Origin of the sequence: Mycolicibacterium vulneris (assembly GCF_002104765.1) — a bacterium.
GTDB lineage: Bacteria > Actinomycetota > Actinomycetes > Mycobacteriales > Mycobacteriaceae > Mycobacterium > Mycobacterium vulneris.
The window spans coordinates 60,166-77,663 of the sequence record NZ_NCXM01000012.1 but is presented as its reverse complement, the minus strand read 5'-3'; the positions used below and the strand labels follow the sequence as shown (position 1 = coordinate 77,663).

The following is a 17,498-nucleotide window of genomic DNA, read 5'->3' as shown; positions in this document are numbered from 1 at the left end:
AGGAACGGCCCGTCGTGACCCGCACGAAATGGCTGGAGACCTGGCAACTTCGGGCACAGTTCGCGGCGGGTCTGTCGGCGATGTATGCGGCCGAGGTGCCCGCCTACGGCACCCTGGTCGAGGTCAGCGAGCGAGTCAACGCCGATTACGCGGCGCGTCATGCCGATGCCGAACGGTTCGGCTCGCTGCGGCGGATCACCGCCGAGCGGCACGGTGCCATCCGGGTGGGCAGCCCGGCCGAACTGGCCGCCGTAGCAGACCTTTTCGCCGCGTTCGGCATGCTGCCGGTGGGCTACTACGACCTGCGTTGCGCGGCGTCACCCGTCCCCGTGGTCTCGACAGCCTTCCGGCCCATCGACGCAACCGCGTTGTCGCGCAACCCGTTCCGGGTGTTCACCTCGATGCTGGCCACCCGCGACCCGCGCTACTTCGACCGCGACCTGCGCCGCCGCGTCGACACCTTCCTGGAGCGGCGCCAGCTGTTCGACCCCGCGTTGGTGGCCCGGGCGCGGGTCATCGCCGCCGAGGGCGGCTGCGATGCCGACGAGGCGCGGCCGTTCGTCGCGGCGGCGGTGGCGGCCTTCGCGTTGTCCGGCGAGCCGATCGAGCGATCTTGGTATGACGAATTGGCGCGCGTCTCCGCGGTGGCCGCCGACATCGCGGGCGTGGGCTCGACCCACATCAATCACCTGACGCCCCGGGTGCTCGACATCGACGACCTGTACCAGCGGATGACCCGGCGCGGCATCACCATGGTCGACGCCATCCAGGGACCGCCCCGCAACGACGGGCCGGCGGTCCTGTTGCGCCAGACGTCTTTTCGTGCCCTGGCCGAACCGCGCCGCTTCCGGGGCGACGACGGCCGCATCACCGAGGGGACACTGCGGGTGCGCTTCGGCGAGGTGGAGGCGCGTGGCGTCGCGCTGACACCCAAGGGCCGGGAACGCTACGACGCCGCGATGGCCGCCACCGACCCGGCCGCGGCGTGGGCGGACCACTTCCCGCGCAGCGACGCGGAGATGGCCGCCGCGGGACTGGCCTACTACCGCGGCGGCGACCCGTCGGCGCCGATCGTCTACGAGGACTTCCTGCCCGCGTCGGCGGCGGGGATTTTCCGGTCAAACCTGGACTCCCCCGCAGGCTTCGGAAAGCATTGCACCGTCGATGATTCCGGCTACGACGCGCACTGGCTGGCCGGGTCCATCGGCCGCGAGATCTACGACCCCTACCCACTTTACGAAGCGCTCTCCCAGGAGGCAGGCCGATGAATATGCCGACAGCCGATGACCTGCGCGCCCGGGCGCGAGACGCCCTGCGGGCGATGGGGGCCGGCATCGCACTCGGCGAGCCGGACGCCCACGGCATGCCGGCCGGCACACCGATCACCGGCGAGGTGCTGTTCACCGTCGCGCCCACCACCCCCGAGCAGGCCGAGCGGGTGATATCCGAAGCCGCGCAAGCATTTTCGGTGTGGCGCGCAACCCCGGCCCCGGCGCGCGGTGCACTGGTGGCGCGGCTCGGCGAGCTGCTGACCGAGCATAAGGACGAGCTGGCCACCCTGGTGACGCTCGAGGTCGGCAAGATCACCTCCGAGGCAGCCGGCGAGGTGCAGGAGATGATCGACATCTGCCAGTTCGCCGTCGGCCTGTCGCGTCAGCTCTACGGCCGCACCATCGCCTCGGAGCGCCCCGGCCATCGACTGCTGGAGACCTGGCACCCACTCGGTGTCGTCGGGGTGATCACCGCGTTCAACTTCCCGGTCGCGGTCTGGGCCTGGAACGCCGCGCTGGCCCTGGTGTGCGGGGATCCGGTGGTGTGGAAGCCCTCGGAGCTGACGCCGTTGACGGCGCTGGCCACCCAGTCCCTGATCGCCCGGGCCGCAGCCGATGTGGGCGCCCCGCCCGCGGTGAGCTCCCTGGTGCTGGGCGACCGCGACCTGGGCGAGCTGCTGGTGGACGACCCCCGCATCGCGCTGGTGTCCGCGACCGGTTCGGTCCGGATGGGCCGGGCCGTCGGTCCCCGGGTCGCCGCCCGGTTCGGGCGGGTGCTGCTGGAACTGGGCGGCAACAACGCCGCCATCGTGACGCCGTCGGCCGACCTGGACCTCGCGGTGCGCGCGGTGGTGTTCGCCGCGGCCGGCACCGCCGGTCAACGCTGCACTAGCCTGCGCCGGCTGATCGTGCACCACTCGGTCGCCGACGAGGTCGTCGCGCGCGTCGCGTCCGCCTTCGCACAGCTCCGGATCGGCGACCCGGCCGCACCGGGCACCCTCGTTGGGCCGCTGATCCACGAGACCGCCTACCGCGACATGGTGGGCGCGCTGGAGCAGGCGCGCGCCGATGGCGGTGAGGTCATCGGCGGCGAGCGCACCCACCCCGGTGCCGCCGAACACCCCAGTTCCTACTACGTCGCGCCGGCCCTGGTGCGCATGCCCGCGCAGAGCGCCATCGTGGCGGCCGAGACGTTCGCGCCCATCCTCTACGTGCTGACCTACGACGAACTGGATGACGCAATTACACTCAATAATGCTGTACCGCAAGGTCTTTCGTCGGCCATCTTCACCACCGACCTGCGGGAGGCCGAGCGGTTCCTGGCCGAATCCGACTGCGGAATCGCCAATGTCAACATCGGCACGTCTGGCGCGGAGATCGGCGGCGCGTTCGGCGGTGAGAAGGAAACCGGCGGCGGACGCGAATCCGGCACCGACTCGTGGAAGGCCTACATGCGCCAAAGTACCAATACCGTCAATTATTCCGGCGAGTTGCCGCTGGCCCAGGGCGTGAAGTTCGGATGAAACCAAAGTGGCCGGCGTCTCATCTCGTATGAGTACTATCTGACACATGCCGACAGCCCGAAGGCGCTTGTCCCCCGAGGACCGACGCGCTGAGCTGCTCGCTTTAGGGGCAGAAGTCTTTGGGAAGCGGCCCTACGACGAGGTCCGCATCGATGAGATCGCGGAACGCGCCGGGGTGTCGCGGGCCCTGATGTACCACTATTTCCCGGACAAGCGAGCTTTTTTTGCGGCGGTGGTCAAAGACGAGGCCGACCGCCTGTACGAGAACACCAACATGGACGACGCGACCGGCCTGACCATGTACGAAGAGGTCCGGACCGGTGTGATGGCCTACATGGCCTACCACGAGCAGAACCCCGAGGCCGCCTGGGCCGCCTACGTCGGCCTGGGCCGTTCGGACCCGGTTCTGCTGGGTGTCGACGACGAAGCCAAGAACCGTCAGCTCGAACACATCATGACCCGCATCACCGACCTCGTGGCCAAGACGCCCGCGAGGAAGCTGGAGCCCGACGTCGAACGGGACCTTCGGGTGATCTGCCACGGCTGGCTGGCGTTCACCTTCGAGCTGTGCCGGCAGCGCATCATCGACCCCACGACAGACGCCGATCGCCTCGCCGATGCCTGCGCGCACTCGTTGTTCGACTCCATCGCCCGGGTGCCCGAGATTCCCGAGGAGCTGTCCCACGCGATGGCGACCGCTCGCCTCGAGCCGCGCTAGCCGGCGTCTTGTCGGTGCCTATTGGCACCATGGATAGGTGAGCACTCGCGCCGATTCCGGACTGCCCGGCCGTTCCGACCCGTTGGGCCGGTTCAGCGCGATCACCCGCGAGTGGTTCACCAGCACCTTCGACACCCCCACCACCGCCCAGGCCGAGGCCTGGAACGCGATCGCCGACGGTCACAACACCCTGGTCATCGCCCCGACCGGCTCGGGTAAGACGCTGGCGGCGTTCCTGTGGGCGCTGGACAGCCTGGCCGGGTCGACGGAGCGCCCGCCCGGCACCCGTGTGCTCTACGTCTCCCCGCTCAAGGCGCTGGCCGTCGACGTCGAGCGCAACCTGCGCACCCCCCTGGCCGGCCTCACCCGCATCGCCGAACGCCAGGGCCTGCCGGCCCCGGACATCAGCGTCGGGGTCCGCTCCGGCGACACGCCGCCCGCCGCCCGCCGCCAGCTGATCAACCGCCCGCCCGACGTGCTGATCACCACTCCCGAGTCGCTGTTTCTGATGCTCACCTCGGCCGCGCGCGAGACGTTGGCCGGTGTGCAGACGGTGATCGTCGACGAGATCCACGCGATCGCCGCCGGCAAGCGCGGCGCGCACCTGGCCGTGTCGCTGGAGCGCCTCGACGCGTTGCGGGAGGACAAGCCCGCCCAGCGCATCGGGTTGTCGGCCACGGTGCGCCCACCCGAGGAACTCGCCCGGTTCCTGTCCGGGCAGGCACCGACGACCATCGTGGCCCCGCCGTCGGCCAAGACGGTCGAGCTCACCGTGCAGGTGCCAGTGCCCGACATGGCCAACCTGGCCAACAACACCATCTGGCCCGACGTCGAGAACCGTCTGGTCGACCTGATCGAATCGCACAATTCCACCATCGTCTTCGCCAACTCGCGCCGGCTGGCCGAGCGACTTACAGCCCGCCTCAACGAGATTCATGCTGAACGCAGCGGCGTCGAGCTTTCCACGGACGCCAATCCGAGGGTGGCCGGCGGTGCGCCGGCGCACATCATGGGCAGCGGCCAGACGTACGGCGCCGACCCGATACTGGCTCGCGCCCACCACGGTTCGGTCAGCAAGGAACAGCGCGCCCTGGTCGAAGAGGACCTCAAACGCGGAACGCTCAAGGCGGTGGTGGCGACATCGAGTCTGGAGCTGGGTATCGACATGGGCGCCGTCGATCTGGTGATCCAGGTGGAGGCCCCGCCGTCGGTGGCCAGCGGCCTGCAGCGCATCGGCCGGGCCGGCCACCAGGTGGGCGAGGTCTCGCAGGGGGTGCTGTTCCCCAAGCACCGCACCGACCTGATCGGCTGCGCGGTCAGCGTGCAGCGCATGCTGACCGGCCAGATCGAAACCATGCGGGTGCCCGCCAATCCGCTCGACATCCTGGCGCAGCAGACCGTGGCGGCGGCCGCGCTGGAACCGCTCGACGCCGACCGGTGGTTCGACACGGTCCGGCGGGCCGCCCCTTTCGCGGCGCTTCCGCGCAGCGTGTACGAGGCCACCCTGGACCTGTTGAGCGGCAAGTACCCGTCCACCGAATTCGCCGGGCTGCGGCCGCGATTGGTCTACGACCGCGACACCGGCACGCTGACCGCGCGGCCCGGCGCGCAGCGGCTGGCGGTGACCTCCGGCGGCGCCATCCCCGATCGCGGGCTGTTCACCGTCTACCTCGCCTCTGAAGCCGAAAAGCCTTCGCGGGTAGGCGAACTCGAAGAGGAGATGGTCTACGAGTCGCGCCCCGGCGATGTCATCTCGCTGGGCGCCACCAGCTGGCGCATCACCGAGATCACCCACGATCGGGTGCTGGTCATCCCCGCACCCGGCCAGCCGGCCCGGTTGCCGTTCTGGCGCGGCGATGGCCTCGGCCGACCGGCCGAGCTGGGCGCCGCGCTCGGCGCGTTCACCGGCGAGCTGGCCGGGCTGAAGCGCGAGGCGTTCGACACCCGTTGTGCCGGGCTGGGTTTCGACGCGTACGCCACCGACAACCTGTGGGGTCTGCTCGACGAGCAGCGCAGCTCCGCCGGCGTGGTGCCCACCGACACCACCCTGCTGGTCGAGCGCTTCCGCGACGAACTGGGTGACTGGCGGGTGATCCTGCACTCGCCGTACGGGCTTGGAGTTAACGGACCGCTGGCGTTGGCGGTGGCCCGCCGGCTGCGCGAGCGCTACGGCATCGACGAGAAGCCCACCGCGTCCGACGACGGCGTCGTGGTGCGCCTGCCGGACACTTTTTCCGATTTCGCGTCCGACGCGGGGACTGACACCCCGCCCGGCGCCGACCTTTTCGTCTTCGACGCCGAGGAGATCGACCCGATCGTCACCGCCGAGGTGGGCGGCTCGGCGCTGTTCGCGTCGCGGTTCCGCGAGTGCGCGGCCCGCGCGCTGCTGCTGCCGCGCCGGCACCCGGGCCGCCGCTCGCCGCTGTGGCAGCAGCGCCAGCGCGCGGCCCAGCTGCTGGAGGTGGCCCGCAAATACCCCGACTTCCCGGTGGTGCTGGAGACCATCCGCGAATGCCTGCAGGACGTCTACGACGTCCCGGCCCTGACCCTGCTGATGACCGGCATCGCGGAGCGGCGGGTGCGGGTGCTCGAAGTCGAGACGCAGCGCCCGTCGCCGTTCGCGGCGTCGCTGCTATTCGGCTACGTCGGCGCGTTCATGTACGAAGGCGACAGCCCGCTGGCCGAGCGCAGGGCCGCCGCGCTGTCGCTGGACAGCACGCTGCTGGCCGAGCTGCTGGGCCGGGTGGAGCTGCGCGACCTGCTCGATCCCGACATCATCGCCGCCACCGGCCGCCAGCTTCAGCACCTCGCGCCGGACCGGGCCGCACGCGACGCCGAGGGCGTCGCGGACCTGCTGCGGCTGCTGGGCCCGCTGACCGAGGAGGAGGTCGCCGCCCGCGCCGGCGGCGCCGACGTGGGCGGCTGGCTGGAAGGGCTGCGCGCGGCCCGGCGCGCGCTGACGGTGTCGTTCGCCGGCCGCAGCTGGTGGGTGGCCATCGAGGACATCGGCCGGCTGCGCGACGGCATAGGCATCGCGGTTCCGTTGGGCGTACCGGCCGCCTTCACCCAGGAGGTGGCCGACCCGCTGGGCGAATTGCTGGGCCGCTACGCGCGCACCCACACCCCGTTCACCACCGACGAGGCCGCCGCCCGGTTCGGGCTGGGGCTGCGGGTGACCGCGGACATCCTGGGTCGGCTGGCCGGTGACGGCCGGCTGGTGCGCGGCGATTTCGTCGCCGCCGCCGAACTGCCCGGGGCCCCGGTGGCCGGGGGTGAGCAGTGGTGTGACGCCGACGTGCTGCGCATCCTGCGGCGGCGGTCGCTGGCCGCGCTGCGGGCCCAGGTCGAGCCGGTCAGCACGGCCGCCTACGGCCGGTTCCTACCGGCCTGGCATCGGGTGGGGGCGGCCGAATCATCGCGCTCCCCAACCTATTCCGGGCTGGACGGCCTGATGACGGTGATCGATCAGCTGGCCGGGGTGAAGATGCCCGCTTCGGCGATCGAACCGCTGGTGCTCGCCCCTCGGATCCGCGACTACTCCCCCGCGCTGCTCGACGAGTTGCTCGCCACCGGCGAGGTCACCTGGTCGGGGGCCGGGTCGATCTCCACCAGCGACGGCTGGATCGCGCTGCACCCCAGCGAATCCGCGCCGTTGACGCTGCCCGGGCCGGCCGACATCGAACTGAGCGACGCCCACCGCGCCGTCCTGGACACGCTCGCGCCGGGGGGCGCCTACTTCTTCCGCCAGCTCACGCAGGGCGGGATGCCCGAGTCCGAGCTCAAATCTGCGCTGTGGGAACTGATCTGGGCCGGCTGGATCACCGGCGACACGTTCGCCCCGGTGCGCGCCCTGCTCGGGGGTACCGGCACCCGCAAGCGCTCCGCGCCCGCGCACCGGTCGCACCGCCCGCCGCGACTGAGCCGATACAGCATCGCGCACCCGCAATCGCGGCCCGCCGACCCGACCGTGGCCGGCCGGTGGTCGATCCTGCCCGCCCCGGAACCGGACTCCACGCTGCGCGCCCACTACCAGGCCGAGCTCCTGCTGGGCCGCCACGGCGTGCTGACCCGGGGCGCGGTGACCGCCGAGGGCGTGCCCGGCGGGTTCGCCACCCTGTACAAGGTGCTGAGCACCTTCGAGGACGCCGGCCGGTGCCAGCGCGGCTATTTCATCGAGTCGCTGGGCGGCGCGCAGTTCGCGGTCGCGTCGACCGTCGACCGGTTGCGCGCCTACTCCGACGGGATCGACCCGGAACGGCCCGAGTACCGGGCGATCGCGCTCGCCGCCGCGGACCCGGCCAACCCCTATGGCGCCGCGCTGCCCTGGCCCGCCCCGCGCGGCGAGGGCTCGGGGTCCGGAGGGCCGGGCGCACGCCCGGGCCGCAAGGCCGGTGCGCTGGTGGTGCTGGTGGACGGCGAGCTGGCCTGGTTCCTCGAACGGGGCGGGCGATCGCTGCTCACCTTCACCGACGACCCCGCCGCCAATCAAGCCGCGGCGACGGCGCTGGCGGATCTGGTCGCGTCCCGACGCGTCGCGTCGATCCTGGTCGAACGCATCGACGGGGTGCCGGCCCTGCAGCCCCGCGCGGACGGGCCCGGCCCGGCCGAGGCGCTGTCCGACGCCGGCTTCGCCCGGACCCCGCGCGGAATGCGGTTGCGCTGACATGCCGGAAGGTGACACCGTCTGGCACACCGCCGCCGTGTTGCGCGAGCACCTGGTCGGCGGCACCCTGACCCGCTGCGACATCCGGGTGCCGCGGTTCGCCACCGTCGATCTCACCGGACAGGTGGTCGACGAGGTGCTCAGCCGCGGCAAGCACCTGTTCATCCGGGTGGGAGCCGCCAGCATTCACTCGCACCTGAAGATGGACGGCAGCTGGCGGGTCGGCAACCGCCCGGCACGGGTCGACCACCGCGCGCGCATCATCCTCGAAACCGACAGCGTCCGCGCCGTCGGCGTGGACCTCGGCGTGCTGGAGGTCCTGGAGCGCGAGCGTGACGGTGACGCCGTCGCGCACCTGGGCCCCGATCTGTTGGGCGAGGACTGGGATCCCGCGCTGGCCGCCGCCAACCTGATGGCCGACCCGGACCGGCCGATCGCCGAGGCGATGCTGGACCAGCGGGTGCTGGCCGGTGTCGGCAACGTTTACAGCAACGAATTGTGTTTCCTTTTTGGGCATCTGCCCACAGCGCCGGTGCGCGACATCGCCGACCCCCGTCGGCTGGTCTCGCGCGCGCGGGACATGTTGTGGCTCAATCGCTTCCGCTGGAACCGGTGCACCACCGGCGACACCCGGACCGGACGGCAGCTGTGGGTCTACGGGCGATCCGGGCAGGCCTGCCGCCGGTGCGGCACCCGGATCAATTTCGACGACTCCGGGGAACGGGTGACGTACTGGTGCCCGTCCTGCCAGCGCTGAGGCGCTTGCGATCACAGCTAGTCGCGGGCGTGCGCGAGGAAGAACTGAGCGATGGCCTCGGACCCGTCGAGCGCGCGGGTGGTGGGGCCGATGACGGCCGCGGGCAGATATTGCTTGCCGCCCGGCCAGGTGTGGCCGCCTCTGTCGATCTTGTAGAACACCACCTCGCTGTTCGCCGCGCATCCCGTGGACTCGTAGCGGTGCACGACGGTGCCGTCGCGGACGTCGGGCAGCGCCTCCATCCCCGGCTCGCCCCGGCACCCATCGGCCGCGCGCCACTTGGCGACCATGCTGTCCACCGAGATGGAGTGGCTGACCCCACCGCGGCCGCGCACCACCCCACCCCTGAAGGGCACCAGCGGGTCGGCGGTCCCGTGGGCTTCCCAGACCGACACCGGCTGCGACGGATTGCACGCCACCCCCACGCCCAGGGTGCCGGCCACCGGGGCGACCGCGGCGAAGAGGTCGGCGCGGTCGCACGCCAGCCGGTTCGTCATGAAGCCACCGTTGGACATCCCGGTGACGAAGACGTGCCCGGGCGCGATGCCGTAGTCGTTCTGCAGCTTGTTCACCAGCCCGACCAGAAAGGCCACATCGTCGATGTGGCGGCGATCGGCGGGCGAGGCGCCGCGCCCGTCCGCCCAGCTCTTGTCGTAGCCGTCGGGGTAGGCCACCAACAGGTTGTGGGCATCAGCAACGGTGTTGAAGCCCGTCAGACCGCGCTGCGAGATCCCGGTGCCGCCGCCCCCATGCAAACTGAGCACCAGCCCGACAGGGTCGCCCGCCGGCACGTGCAACATGTAGGTTCGGTCCATGCCGCCGGATCGAAAAGTGCCGGAAATGTCTCGAGCGCTGGCCGCCGACACGTGCCGCACACCGCAGCCGACCAGGCATATCGCCACCACAGCGAGCCACAGCCACCGCGCGTATGCCATGTCGTCAGATCACCGACGGCGCGTCGACGAGGGCTCGCCGGTAACGCGTGTCCGACGGCGGAGCAAACCCTTGTGTGGCACACACCGCATTATCGGCGATACCGCGCCGGGCGACGCCCCGATATGTAAGCATTCGAACTAGCCCCGCCTTCAGCAAGCAACGGCACTTCTGTTCCACGGGAGTATCAGAAATGACGACCACCCAGATACGCAAGCCCATGCGGCCGCTGTCGCTCCTGGCGATCGGCGGGGCGCCGGTGGCCGGGCTGCTTGGCGTGCTGGCCGTGTCCGCCACCGCGCACGCCACTTCTCCCGATGACGCCTTCCTGGCCGCGCTGAAAGCCAAAGGCATCAATTACCAGTCACCCGACGCCGCGGTCAACTCCGGGCACACGGTGTGTCACGAACTCGATATGGGCCAGACACCGGAACAGGTCGCCAACAATGTGCTGTCCAGCAGCACGCTGGACAGCTATCACGCCGGCTATTTCGTCGGGGTCAGCATCAAGGCGTATTGCCCGAAGTATGCGGACGCGGCGGCATCATCCGGGTCGTGAAATTTACATCCGGTTGACATGCTCGTGATGCAATCGCGGATAAAATTTGAGGTATCCGAAACGAAGAATTCCAAGGCCGAAAATGATTCCGCGACTATTGGTCGGTGTTGTGGGTATGGCAATCGCGCTCGGCGTTTCCAGCGCGGCCACGGCATCGGCCAGCACCGATCCCGATCCTTTCAGTCATCTCAGCTGCGCCTGCAAGGATTCCGATCCACCGGGTAGCCCGGCCCTGCGGGACAAGATCAATCGGGGCATCCACCAAGGCATTTCGACCGCACCCGTCGCGCGGTAACCCGCCGCGGCCTACAGCCAGTCGCGACGCCTGAACATCACGTAGAGCACCACCATCAAGACGAGTATCACGCCGGTACTGGCCGCGAATCCGGCATGCGTGCCGAAGCCCGGGTAGGGCACGTTCTGCCCGTAGAAACCCGTGATCGCCGTCGGCACGGCGATGATGGCCGCCCATCCCGTCAGCTTCTTCATGACAGTGTTCAACCGGGCGTCCTGCAGCGACAGGTTGGTCTCGAAAATGGTGGTGATCATGTCGCGCAACGATTCCGTCCATTCGGACACCCGCAGCACGTGGTCGTACAGGTCGGCGTACAGCGGGTCCAGCCGGCGATCGGAGCCGTCCGATACACGATGATGCGCAATCGCGTTGACGACCTCGCGCATGGGCAGGGCGACCCGGCGCAGGTTCACCAGATCCCTGCGCAGCAGGAAGGTGCGGCGCTGAAAGATTCCCTTGCGGGGCCTGCCGTCGAACAGCTCGTCCTCGATGGCTTCGATGCAGTCATCGAGGGCCTCCACGGCGGTGAAATGGCTGTCGACCACCACGTCGAGCAGACCGTGCACCAGCGCGCCGACGCCGTAGCTCTGGCCGCCGATCTCCTGCCACCGCCGGGTCACCTGCGTCATGTCGAAGTCAGGCGTCAGGCGCACGGTGATCAGCCCCTGCGGCAGCACGAATCCCGAAATGCGTTGCATCGACAGCATCCGCTCGCCGGTGTCGGCGGGTTCCGTTGCGACGTCCACGGCGTAGACGGTGAAGAAGGTGTGGCTTTCGTAGGCGGTGGCCTTGACCCGCTCGGCGGCCGCCACGGCGTCTTCGACCGCCCACCGGTTCAGGCCGAGTTCGTCGGCCAGCCCGCACAGCGTGTCGTGGTCCGGTGCGCACAGGTCGGCCCATACCAGGGTGTCGGGCTCGGCGAGGTAGTCCGAGATCTTGTCGAACTCGAAGTCGTCCTGCGCCTTGCCGCCGCGCCACACCCGGCCATGGATACTCGATGCGATCTGCATCCCGACATCTTCTCAATCGTTGTTCACGATCGGTAAACCCGCCAGCCACTCGCTGGTGCAGCGGTCGCCGACTATCCGTGATGGTCTTGACGTTGTGGGGGGCCGTCAGGCCAACCCGGGAGATTCGGCGAGCAGGTGGGTGACATGGAGCAATCAAACCGGTTGCAGCTCAAGCCATATCGGGCTGTGTCCGAGCACATCGACGGCGCTTGGTGGCCGCGGTCGACGAACTTGGCCGACGAGCTGCCGGGCCTGGTGGCGTCGTTGTCCGACCGGCTGGGGCAGATCGTCATGGTGGGCTACCGCCGCAACGCCTGGCACGAGACACCGCAGCTGGTTGAAATCGACGGGCACACAATCGAATTGCTGGGCTTTATCAATGACGAGGAGGCCAGCGTCATCGTGATGGGCGAAAACGGCCGCCACATCACCCTGCAGGTCATCCGGCCGGACACCGACGAGACCGTCGCCCGTCGGGCACTCGACGCCGTGCGCGCGCCCGCCGAGGCCGTGGTGTCCCCGGCCGTCCGGGTCACCATGGGCCGATCGGTGGCGGACGTGGCCGACAAGCTGGCCCGTCACGAGGGGCTCGGTGACGGGCGGCGTACCGCTCAGATCAGGTGCTGGTGCGAGGAGACGGCGCAACGATTCATCGACGCACCGGTGCAGACCTTCGTCCCCATCCTCGTCGAACACATCGTCCGCAACCGCATGATGGAGTCGCTCAACCAGCGCTATCCCGCCGACGGTGGCCTGTGCATCACGGTGCCGGGCAGCTCCGCGCCGTATTCAATATCTTCGTAGTCGCGTCCCCCCTTACGCCGGCGACCATTCGCCGAGCCGCCCGCCGGGCGCATCGGGACCATCGGCAGCATCGGGGTCTGGCCGGCACCAGGGGGCAGCGCGGAGACCGCTGACACCAGCTGCACCGGGGCCGGCGATCCCAGCATCCCCACCGTCGCGGGAGGCATGGTCAGGTTGCCGAGCGAGATACCGATGCCCAGTGTCGCGCGCGGCGCCAAGGATCCGGCGGCGTTGATCGCGCTGATCAGCTGCGTCTCGGCCGACGACAGCGCGGCCGTACCTTCGGCCAGCCCGCCGAAGATGTCGTCGGCCGAGACGCCCTGCAGGGCCTGCGCGGTGTTGAACTGGGCGAGGTAGCTGAGCAGGTTGATCGGCATTCCGCCCGCGAGTTCCTGCCAGCCCCAAACGCTCCAGTACCTGAACCAGCCCGAGTCGGGGTCCAGGCCGAAGGTGCTGGAGGTGGCGAGATCCTGGCTCGCCCCCAGGTTGGCGGCCGTCATCATGCCCGAGTTGATGGTGTTCGAGGTGGGCACCACGGCGGCCTGGGTCGTCACGCCAGAGGGATTGGCGACTTGCGGCGGCGGCGCGAACGAGGGCGCTCGGACGGTGCTCGCCGAGGTCGCGGCGTAGCGGACCAGCGCCGCCGAGTTGTTCACCCACATGGTGGTGTACTCGGCTTCGGTTTCGGCGATCGCCGGGTAGTTGATTCCGAAGAAGTTGGTGGCCAACAACATCGCCAGCCGCGCGCGGTTGGCGGCCACCAGCGAGGGATGCACCACCGTCCAGTGCGTCAACTCGAATGCCGCGGTCATCACCTGCACCGAGGTGGCGACCTCCTGGCACTGCTGCGCGGTGACGCGCAACCAGTCCAGATAGGGTTCCAGCGCTTGGGCCATCGCCAAGGCGGACGGGCCGTGCCACGTCGTCATCAGCCACGACAGCTCCGCGCTGTAGCTGGCGGCGGATTGCTCGAGCTCCATGCTGAGCTCCTGCCAGGCGCCGGCGGCCGCGATCCATGACCAAGCTCCGGGCCCAGAGTGGATCAGCGCCGAAGTGACCTCCGGCGGCAGCATCCCGAAATCCATGAACCTTTACCTTGGAGAAGAACGTGGGTGGGGCGAACGGGGTGCGTCGGCCCGTCCGGCGATTCGCGACTGGGTGACGATCAGGCATCGCGGTGTCGCGCTGCCAGTCGCCGTTGACCGCGGGGTTCGGCGTCCGCAATCGTGGGGCACCATCGACGTCATCCCGCGGATGGGTTTCGAGGCATCACTTTGCCCTTGACCTCCCGGCCCACGGCGACGTCCTCGTACTTCTGCTGTTTGCGCTTGCGCCAGCCGGTGCCCGCCGAGCCCGTCGTCGGCGGCACCATCATCGGCATCAGAGGCAGCCCCGATTCCGCCGCCGGCAGCGGCGAGGCCGCGGAAGCGAGCTGCACCCCGGTCTGCGTGCCCGGCAGCAGGCCCACCACGGCGGGGGGCGCGGTCAGCTTGCCCAGCGACACCCCGACGCCCATTGCGCCGGACGGCGCCATGCCCGCGCCGATGCCTTTGACCGCGTTGGCCAGGCTCGCCGAGGCGGCCCCGAGGCCCTCCGACAGGCCGCTGCCGATGTCGCCGCCCACGCTCTGCAGCGCGCTGGCCGACGAGTTCTGCGCCAGGTAGCTGAGCATGTTGATCGGGAAGCCGGACGAGATGAACTGGTTGCCCCAGGTGCTCCAGTATCCGAACCAGCCGCTGTTGGGGTCGCCGTCGCTGCCGAAGAGGCCGCCGAGCGAGGAGGCTGCGCTCGACACGTCCGAGCCCGCGTTGCCGGAGCCCAGAGCGTCGGCCTGCATCACCGCGGCCTGCTGCCTGGTCGTTCCGCTCGGGTCGGTGGTGGACAGCGGCGAATTGAACTGCGACAGCTGCGTGGTCGCCTGCGACGAGGTCGCCTGGTAGCGGGTCATCGCCGCCGAGTTGTTCGCCCACATGGTCTGGTATTCCTCTTCGGCCTGGGCGATGGCCGCCGTGTTGGTGCCGAACCGGTTGGTGGCGAGCAGCTGCGCCAGGCGCGTCCGGTTGGCGGTGACCACCGCCGGGGGGACGATCGACGAGCGGGCGGCGGTGAACGCCGACGCGGCGGCCTCGGCCGACATGGCCATCTGGGCGGATTGCTGCGCGGTCTCACGCAGCCACAGCAGGTAGGGCTGGACGGCCTGCAGCATCGCCATCGCCGACGGGCCGTCCCAGGACTCGATGAGCGACGACAGCGTCGAGGCGTAGGTGGAGACCGAATTCTCCAGCTCGACGGCGAGCCGTTGCCACGCGCCGGCGGCCTCGATCAGCGAGCCCGCTCCCGGCCCGGTGTGGATGAGCGTCGAGGTGACCTCGGGGGGTGCAAAAAGATCCATCACATCTCACAATGCCCACGCTGAGAACGTCCCCAGCAAATTTGCGTTGACCAGGCAACGAAGAACCCTGAAACTCTGCACATCGATGCCTGCCACCTGCGGTCGCGTCCCTCCCAGATCGACTGCCGATGTTAGGTCACCCTATACCCATAGTAGAAATCGTTTTCACATTTGCTGGCCAGGGTCGTCTACCTGACACCCGCCGTGCATCAAACGGTCACCGAGGCGCCGCGGTTCACCGTTATGATCCGGTCCCCCAGGCCGCGCCGCTGCATCTCCCGGATGAAGTCGGCCAGCGGTGACGCGAACGCCGCGTAGTCGTCGAAGTGCACCGGAATCGCCTTCGGGAGGGCCAGCATTGCGACCAGTTCGGCGCCCTGGCGGCCGTCCATGGTCACCGTCAGTCCGAACGGGAGCCGGTTTCCGGCCGGCAGTCGGGTGCCGCCGAGGTGCAGCATGCCGGCGTCGATCGGGTCGAACCGCGTGGGAATCTCCTTGAGCTCCTCGACCAGCAGGGTGTCACCGGAGATGTAGAGCCGGCGCCGGGGCGAGCCGTCGTCGGGGGCGACCTCCAGCATGGTGCCCATCACCGGCGGGAGCAGGCGCTGACTCCACCCGGGTGCGTGGCGCCCCGGCAGCGACGTGAGGGTGAGCGTGGTGCCGCCCTTGGTGATCGCGTGCTCCTGCCAAGTCCGCAGGCCACGTGCCCGTGCGAAGCCACGCCGGTGCAGCCGTTTGGCGGCGTGCGGGGTGGTGACGACGGGCAGTTCCCGGTCGAGGCCCCGCTGCGCCACCCTGTCCCAGTGGTCGCCGTGCATGTGCGACAACACGATCGCGTCGACCGGCGGGAGGTCGCTGAGTTGCAACGCCGGCTCCTTGAGCCGCTTGGACACCAGCCCGTGGCCGAGGTAGGCGCGTTGCCCGCGGTGCAGGAAGTTGGGGTCGGTCAGCAGCGTCAGCCCGCCCGCGAAAATCAGCGTGGTGGCGTTGCCGACGAACGTGACGGTGATGTCCATAGCCGCGGGCTACCCGGTCCCGCGGCGTCCATGCCGCTAGAAGGGCGGCGGATCGTCGGCGCCGGGCGGGGCGGGGCCGAGGAGGCCGTCGGCCATGCCTGGGCTTCCGGCGACGGCCCGGGTGTTGATCCGCCTGCCGATGCGGGTGTCGCGGTTGTGCCGGCGTTCGGCCGCGATGCGCCTGGCACGGTTCTGGGCGCGGGTGCGGCGCCGGGTCGGCATCATCACCGTCCGGTCACCGCAGTAGTCGGACGCCACGTCGGCCTCCGCGGCCGGAATCGCGCCGACACCCTGACACAGGCTCGGGAACAGCAGTGCACTGCCCGGCGTGGTGACATACGTGCGCCCGGCCGGTGAGGTCAGGATCAGCGTCGCGTCGGGCAGCTGCTTTTCCCGCCAGCCCCAGAAGGTTTTCACCAAATGGTGTGTGCGGCAATAACATTTGAGGTTCGACGCATGCGTGCGCCCACCCTCGCCGTAGGGAATCGTATGGTCCACATCGCAGTTGACGGCGGGCTGGTCACAGCCGGGCCACCGGCAGGTCAGATCTCGACACCGCACGAAATCGGCCAGCGCCTTCGACGGCACATAACCCGGTTCGGGCGGCGCATCGCCCGGGTGAATCAGCGGCGCCAGGGTGGCCGACGCGGCCAGCTCGGCGACCAACTCCGGCGCGATCAAGCCCTCGGCACCCAGCTCGTAGCCCGGCGCCGACCCGGCGCCGTCCAGACTGCCGCGCTCGGCGATCACGTGGATCACCATCGGCGCCGCGCGCCGTTTACCGGCCGCGCAATCGCGGCGTCCGCAGCGACACCCCAACCGGTCCGCCCCGCACGCCAACGCTCCCAACGCATCGGCGCGGCGCTGCTCACGGGTGCGCGGGTCGTGCTCGCACACTGTGGCGGCCAACGCGTTCAGGCGCCGGTCCAGCAGATGTGCATCCGGGGCGAGCAGGCTGCCCTCGATGCGCGCCAAGCCGTCCCCCATGTCACCGATCCAGATTTCGCGCCCCTGCGCCCGCTCCCGTCGCCGGCGCACGGCGTCCGCGTCGGCGCGCGCGACGACCTTGTCCACCTGTGCGGCCAGGCGCCCCTGCGTCATCGACGGCCAGCGCGCCACCTTGATCGCCAACTCGGCGTCGACCGCCGCCAACACATCAGGGTCGGTGATCAGGTCCGTGCGATAGACCACCGTGGCGAACATCCGAAAGTCGATGTCGCCCGCCTTGAACACCTCGCCCACCCGCGGCACTCGCTCCCGCAACGCGCGGGCATACCGCACTCGACTAGCGGCCAGTCCCTGGCTGATTCGCAACTCCGCGGCCACTTCCGCGCTCACCGCCGCCTCGGTGTCGACCGCCCACTCCTCACACTCCGAACAGCGCGAAAGCCGATACGAAAACAGCGCCCCGATCGCAGCCAACTGCTCAGCCGCCGCCCGGTTCTCCACCCGCGAAAACACACCGATCCGCGCCAACAGCGCAGCGGACTCCGAAGTCGCCGACGGATGGTGCCGCTCGAACAACTCGTCGAACCTGGCGATCACGTCTTCGAACAT

14 protein-coding genes are annotated in these 17,498 nt (G+C 69.7%); 7 read left to right on the top strand and 7 right to left on the bottom strand.

The window, feature by feature from the left end:
• Positions 1-14 precede the first annotated feature (14 nt).
• The 5 genes from hglS to nei2 all read left to right on the top strand — a co-directional run bounded on the left by hglS (position 15) and on the right by nei2 (position 8,932).
• The gene (hglS, locus tag B8W69_RS13365; protein WP_085290283.1) at positions 15-1,268 is read left to right on the top strand and encodes a 2-oxoadipate dioxygenase/decarboxylase; all 1,254 of its coding nucleotides are present in this window, start codon (positions 15-17) and stop codon (positions 1,266-1,268) included.
• A complete protein-coding gene (gene amaB / locus B8W69_RS13360) occupies positions 1,265-2,794 on the top strand; it encodes an L-piperidine-6-carboxylate dehydrogenase (protein WP_085290282.1) in 1,530 nt (509 codons plus the stop codon). Before hglS ends, amaB begins: the two co-directional genes overlap by 4 nt.
• A 46-nt stretch (positions 2,795-2,840) precedes the next feature.
• Positions 2,841-3,512 (top strand): TetR/AcrR family transcriptional regulator, encoded by a 672-nt coding sequence (locus B8W69_RS13355; protein WP_085290281.1) that lies wholly within the window; start codon positions 2,841-2,843, stop codon positions 3,510-3,512.
• A gap of 61 nt (positions 3,513-3,573) precedes the next feature.
• The gene (locus tag B8W69_RS13350; RefSeq protein WP_181447399.1) at positions 3,574-8,175 is read left to right on the top strand and encodes an ATP-dependent helicase; all 4,602 of its coding nucleotides are present in this window, start codon (positions 3,574-3,576) and stop codon (positions 8,173-8,175) included.
• Between the two features lies 1 nt (position 8,176).
• The gene (gene nei2, locus B8W69_RS13345; protein ID WP_085290279.1) at positions 8,177-8,932 is read left to right on the top strand and encodes an endonuclease VIII Nei2; all 756 of its coding nucleotides are present in this window, start codon (positions 8,177-8,179) and stop codon (positions 8,930-8,932) included.
• A 17-nt stretch (positions 8,933-8,949) separates the two neighbouring features.
• Here nei2 and B8W69_RS13340 read toward each other — a convergent pair whose 3' ends face one another.
• On the bottom strand, positions 8,950-9,867 hold the full coding sequence (locus B8W69_RS13340) for an extracellular catalytic domain type 1 short-chain-length polyhydroxyalkanoate depolymerase (protein WP_085290278.1): 918 nt from the start codon (positions 9,865-9,867) through the stop codon (positions 8,950-8,952).
• Positions 9,868-10,058: 191 nt separating this feature from the next.
• Between B8W69_RS13340 and B8W69_RS13335 the strand changes: the two genes are divergently transcribed.
• On the top strand, positions 10,059-10,424 hold the full coding sequence (locus tag B8W69_RS13335; RefSeq protein ID WP_085290277.1) for a DUF732 domain-containing protein: 366 nt from the start codon (positions 10,059-10,061) through the stop codon (positions 10,422-10,424).
• Positions 10,425-10,427: 3 nt separating this feature from the next.
• Here B8W69_RS13335 and B8W69_RS30600 read toward each other — a convergent pair whose 3' ends face one another.
• Positions 10,428-10,589: a hypothetical protein gene (locus B8W69_RS30600; protein ID WP_165762606.1), complete on the bottom strand. Its 162-nt coding sequence runs from the start codon at positions 10,587-10,589 to the stop codon at positions 10,428-10,430.
• 141 nt (positions 10,590-10,730) lie between these two features.
• On the bottom strand, positions 10,731-11,729 hold the full coding sequence (locus tag B8W69_RS13325; protein WP_085290275.1) for a magnesium transporter CorA family protein: 999 nt from the start codon (positions 11,727-11,729) through the stop codon (positions 10,731-10,733).
• Between the two features lie 144 nt (positions 11,730-11,873).
• Between B8W69_RS13325 and B8W69_RS13320 the strand changes: the two genes are divergently transcribed.
• On the top strand, positions 11,874-12,533 hold the full coding sequence (locus B8W69_RS13320; RefSeq protein WP_085290274.1) for a DUF5994 family protein: 660 nt from the start codon (positions 11,874-11,876) through the stop codon (positions 12,531-12,533).
• Here B8W69_RS13320 and B8W69_RS13315 read toward each other — a convergent pair.
• From B8W69_RS13315 to B8W69_RS13300, 4 genes are all read right to left on the bottom strand, one after another.
• Entirely contained in the window at positions 12,464-13,618 is a 1,155-nt protein-coding gene (locus B8W69_RS13315) for a PPE family protein (RefSeq protein WP_085290273.1), read from the bottom strand. The two genes, B8W69_RS13320 and B8W69_RS13315, sit on opposite strands and share 70 nt — an antisense overlap.
• A 158-nt stretch (positions 13,619-13,776) precedes the next feature.
• Complete coding sequence (locus tag B8W69_RS13310) at positions 13,777-14,925, bottom strand: PPE family protein (protein ID WP_085290272.1); 1,149 nt, start codon at positions 14,923-14,925, stop codon at positions 13,777-13,779.
• A 209-nt stretch (positions 14,926-15,134) separates the two neighbouring features.
• Positions 15,135-15,941, bottom strand: coding sequence for an MBL fold metallo-hydrolase (locus tag B8W69_RS13305; RefSeq protein ID WP_085290271.1), 807 nt, complete (start codon positions 15,939-15,941; stop codon positions 15,135-15,137).
• Between the two features lie 36 nt (positions 15,942-15,977).
• Positions 15,978-17,498 carry an HNH endonuclease signature motif containing protein gene (locus B8W69_RS13300; RefSeq protein ID WP_085290270.1) on the bottom strand — a complete coding sequence of 507 codons (1,521 nt, stop codon included), beginning with the start codon at positions 17,496-17,498 and terminating at the stop codon, positions 15,978-15,980.

What these genes read in the sequence shown, in the direction of transcription:
- B8W69_RS13315 (WP_085290273.1), bottom strand. Translation starts at nt 13,618, where the DNA reads ATGGATTTCGGGATGCTGCCGCCGGAGGTCACTTCGGCGCTGATCCAC.
- B8W69_RS13300 (WP_085290270.1), bottom strand. Translation starts at nt 17,498, where the DNA reads ATGTTCGAAGACGTGATCGCCAGGTTCGACGAGTTGTTCGAGCGGCAC.
- B8W69_RS13310 (WP_085290272.1), bottom strand. Translation starts at nt 14,925, where the DNA reads ATGGATCTTTTTGCACCCCCCGAGGTCACCTCGACGCTCATCCACACC.
- B8W69_RS13355 (WP_085290281.1), top strand. Translation starts at nt 2,841, where the DNA reads ATGCCGACAGCCCGAAGGCGCTTGTCCCCCGAGGACCGACGCGCTGAG.
- amaB (WP_085290282.1), top strand. Translation starts at nt 1,265, where the DNA reads ATGAATATGCCGACAGCCGATGACCTGCGCGCCCGGGCGCGAGACGCC.
- B8W69_RS13325 (WP_085290275.1), bottom strand. Translation starts at nt 11,729, where the DNA reads ATGCAGATCGCATCGAGTATCCATGGCCGGGTGTGGCGCGGCGGCAAG.
- B8W69_RS13335 (WP_085290277.1), top strand. Translation starts at nt 10,059, where the DNA reads ATGACGACCACCCAGATACGCAAGCCCATGCGGCCGCTGTCGCTCCTG.
- B8W69_RS13320 (WP_085290274.1), top strand. Translation starts at nt 11,874, where the DNA reads ATGGAGCAATCAAACCGGTTGCAGCTCAAGCCATATCGGGCTGTGTCC.
- B8W69_RS13305 (WP_085290271.1), bottom strand. Translation starts at nt 15,941, where the DNA reads ATGGACATCACCGTCACGTTCGTCGGCAACGCCACCACGCTGATTTTC.
- B8W69_RS13340 (WP_085290278.1), bottom strand. Translation starts at nt 9,867, where the DNA reads ATGGCATACGCGCGGTGGCTGTGGCTCGCTGTGGTGGCGATATGCCTG.
- nei2 (WP_085290279.1), top strand. Translation starts at nt 8,177, where the DNA reads ATGCCGGAAGGTGACACCGTCTGGCACACCGCCGCCGTGTTGCGCGAG.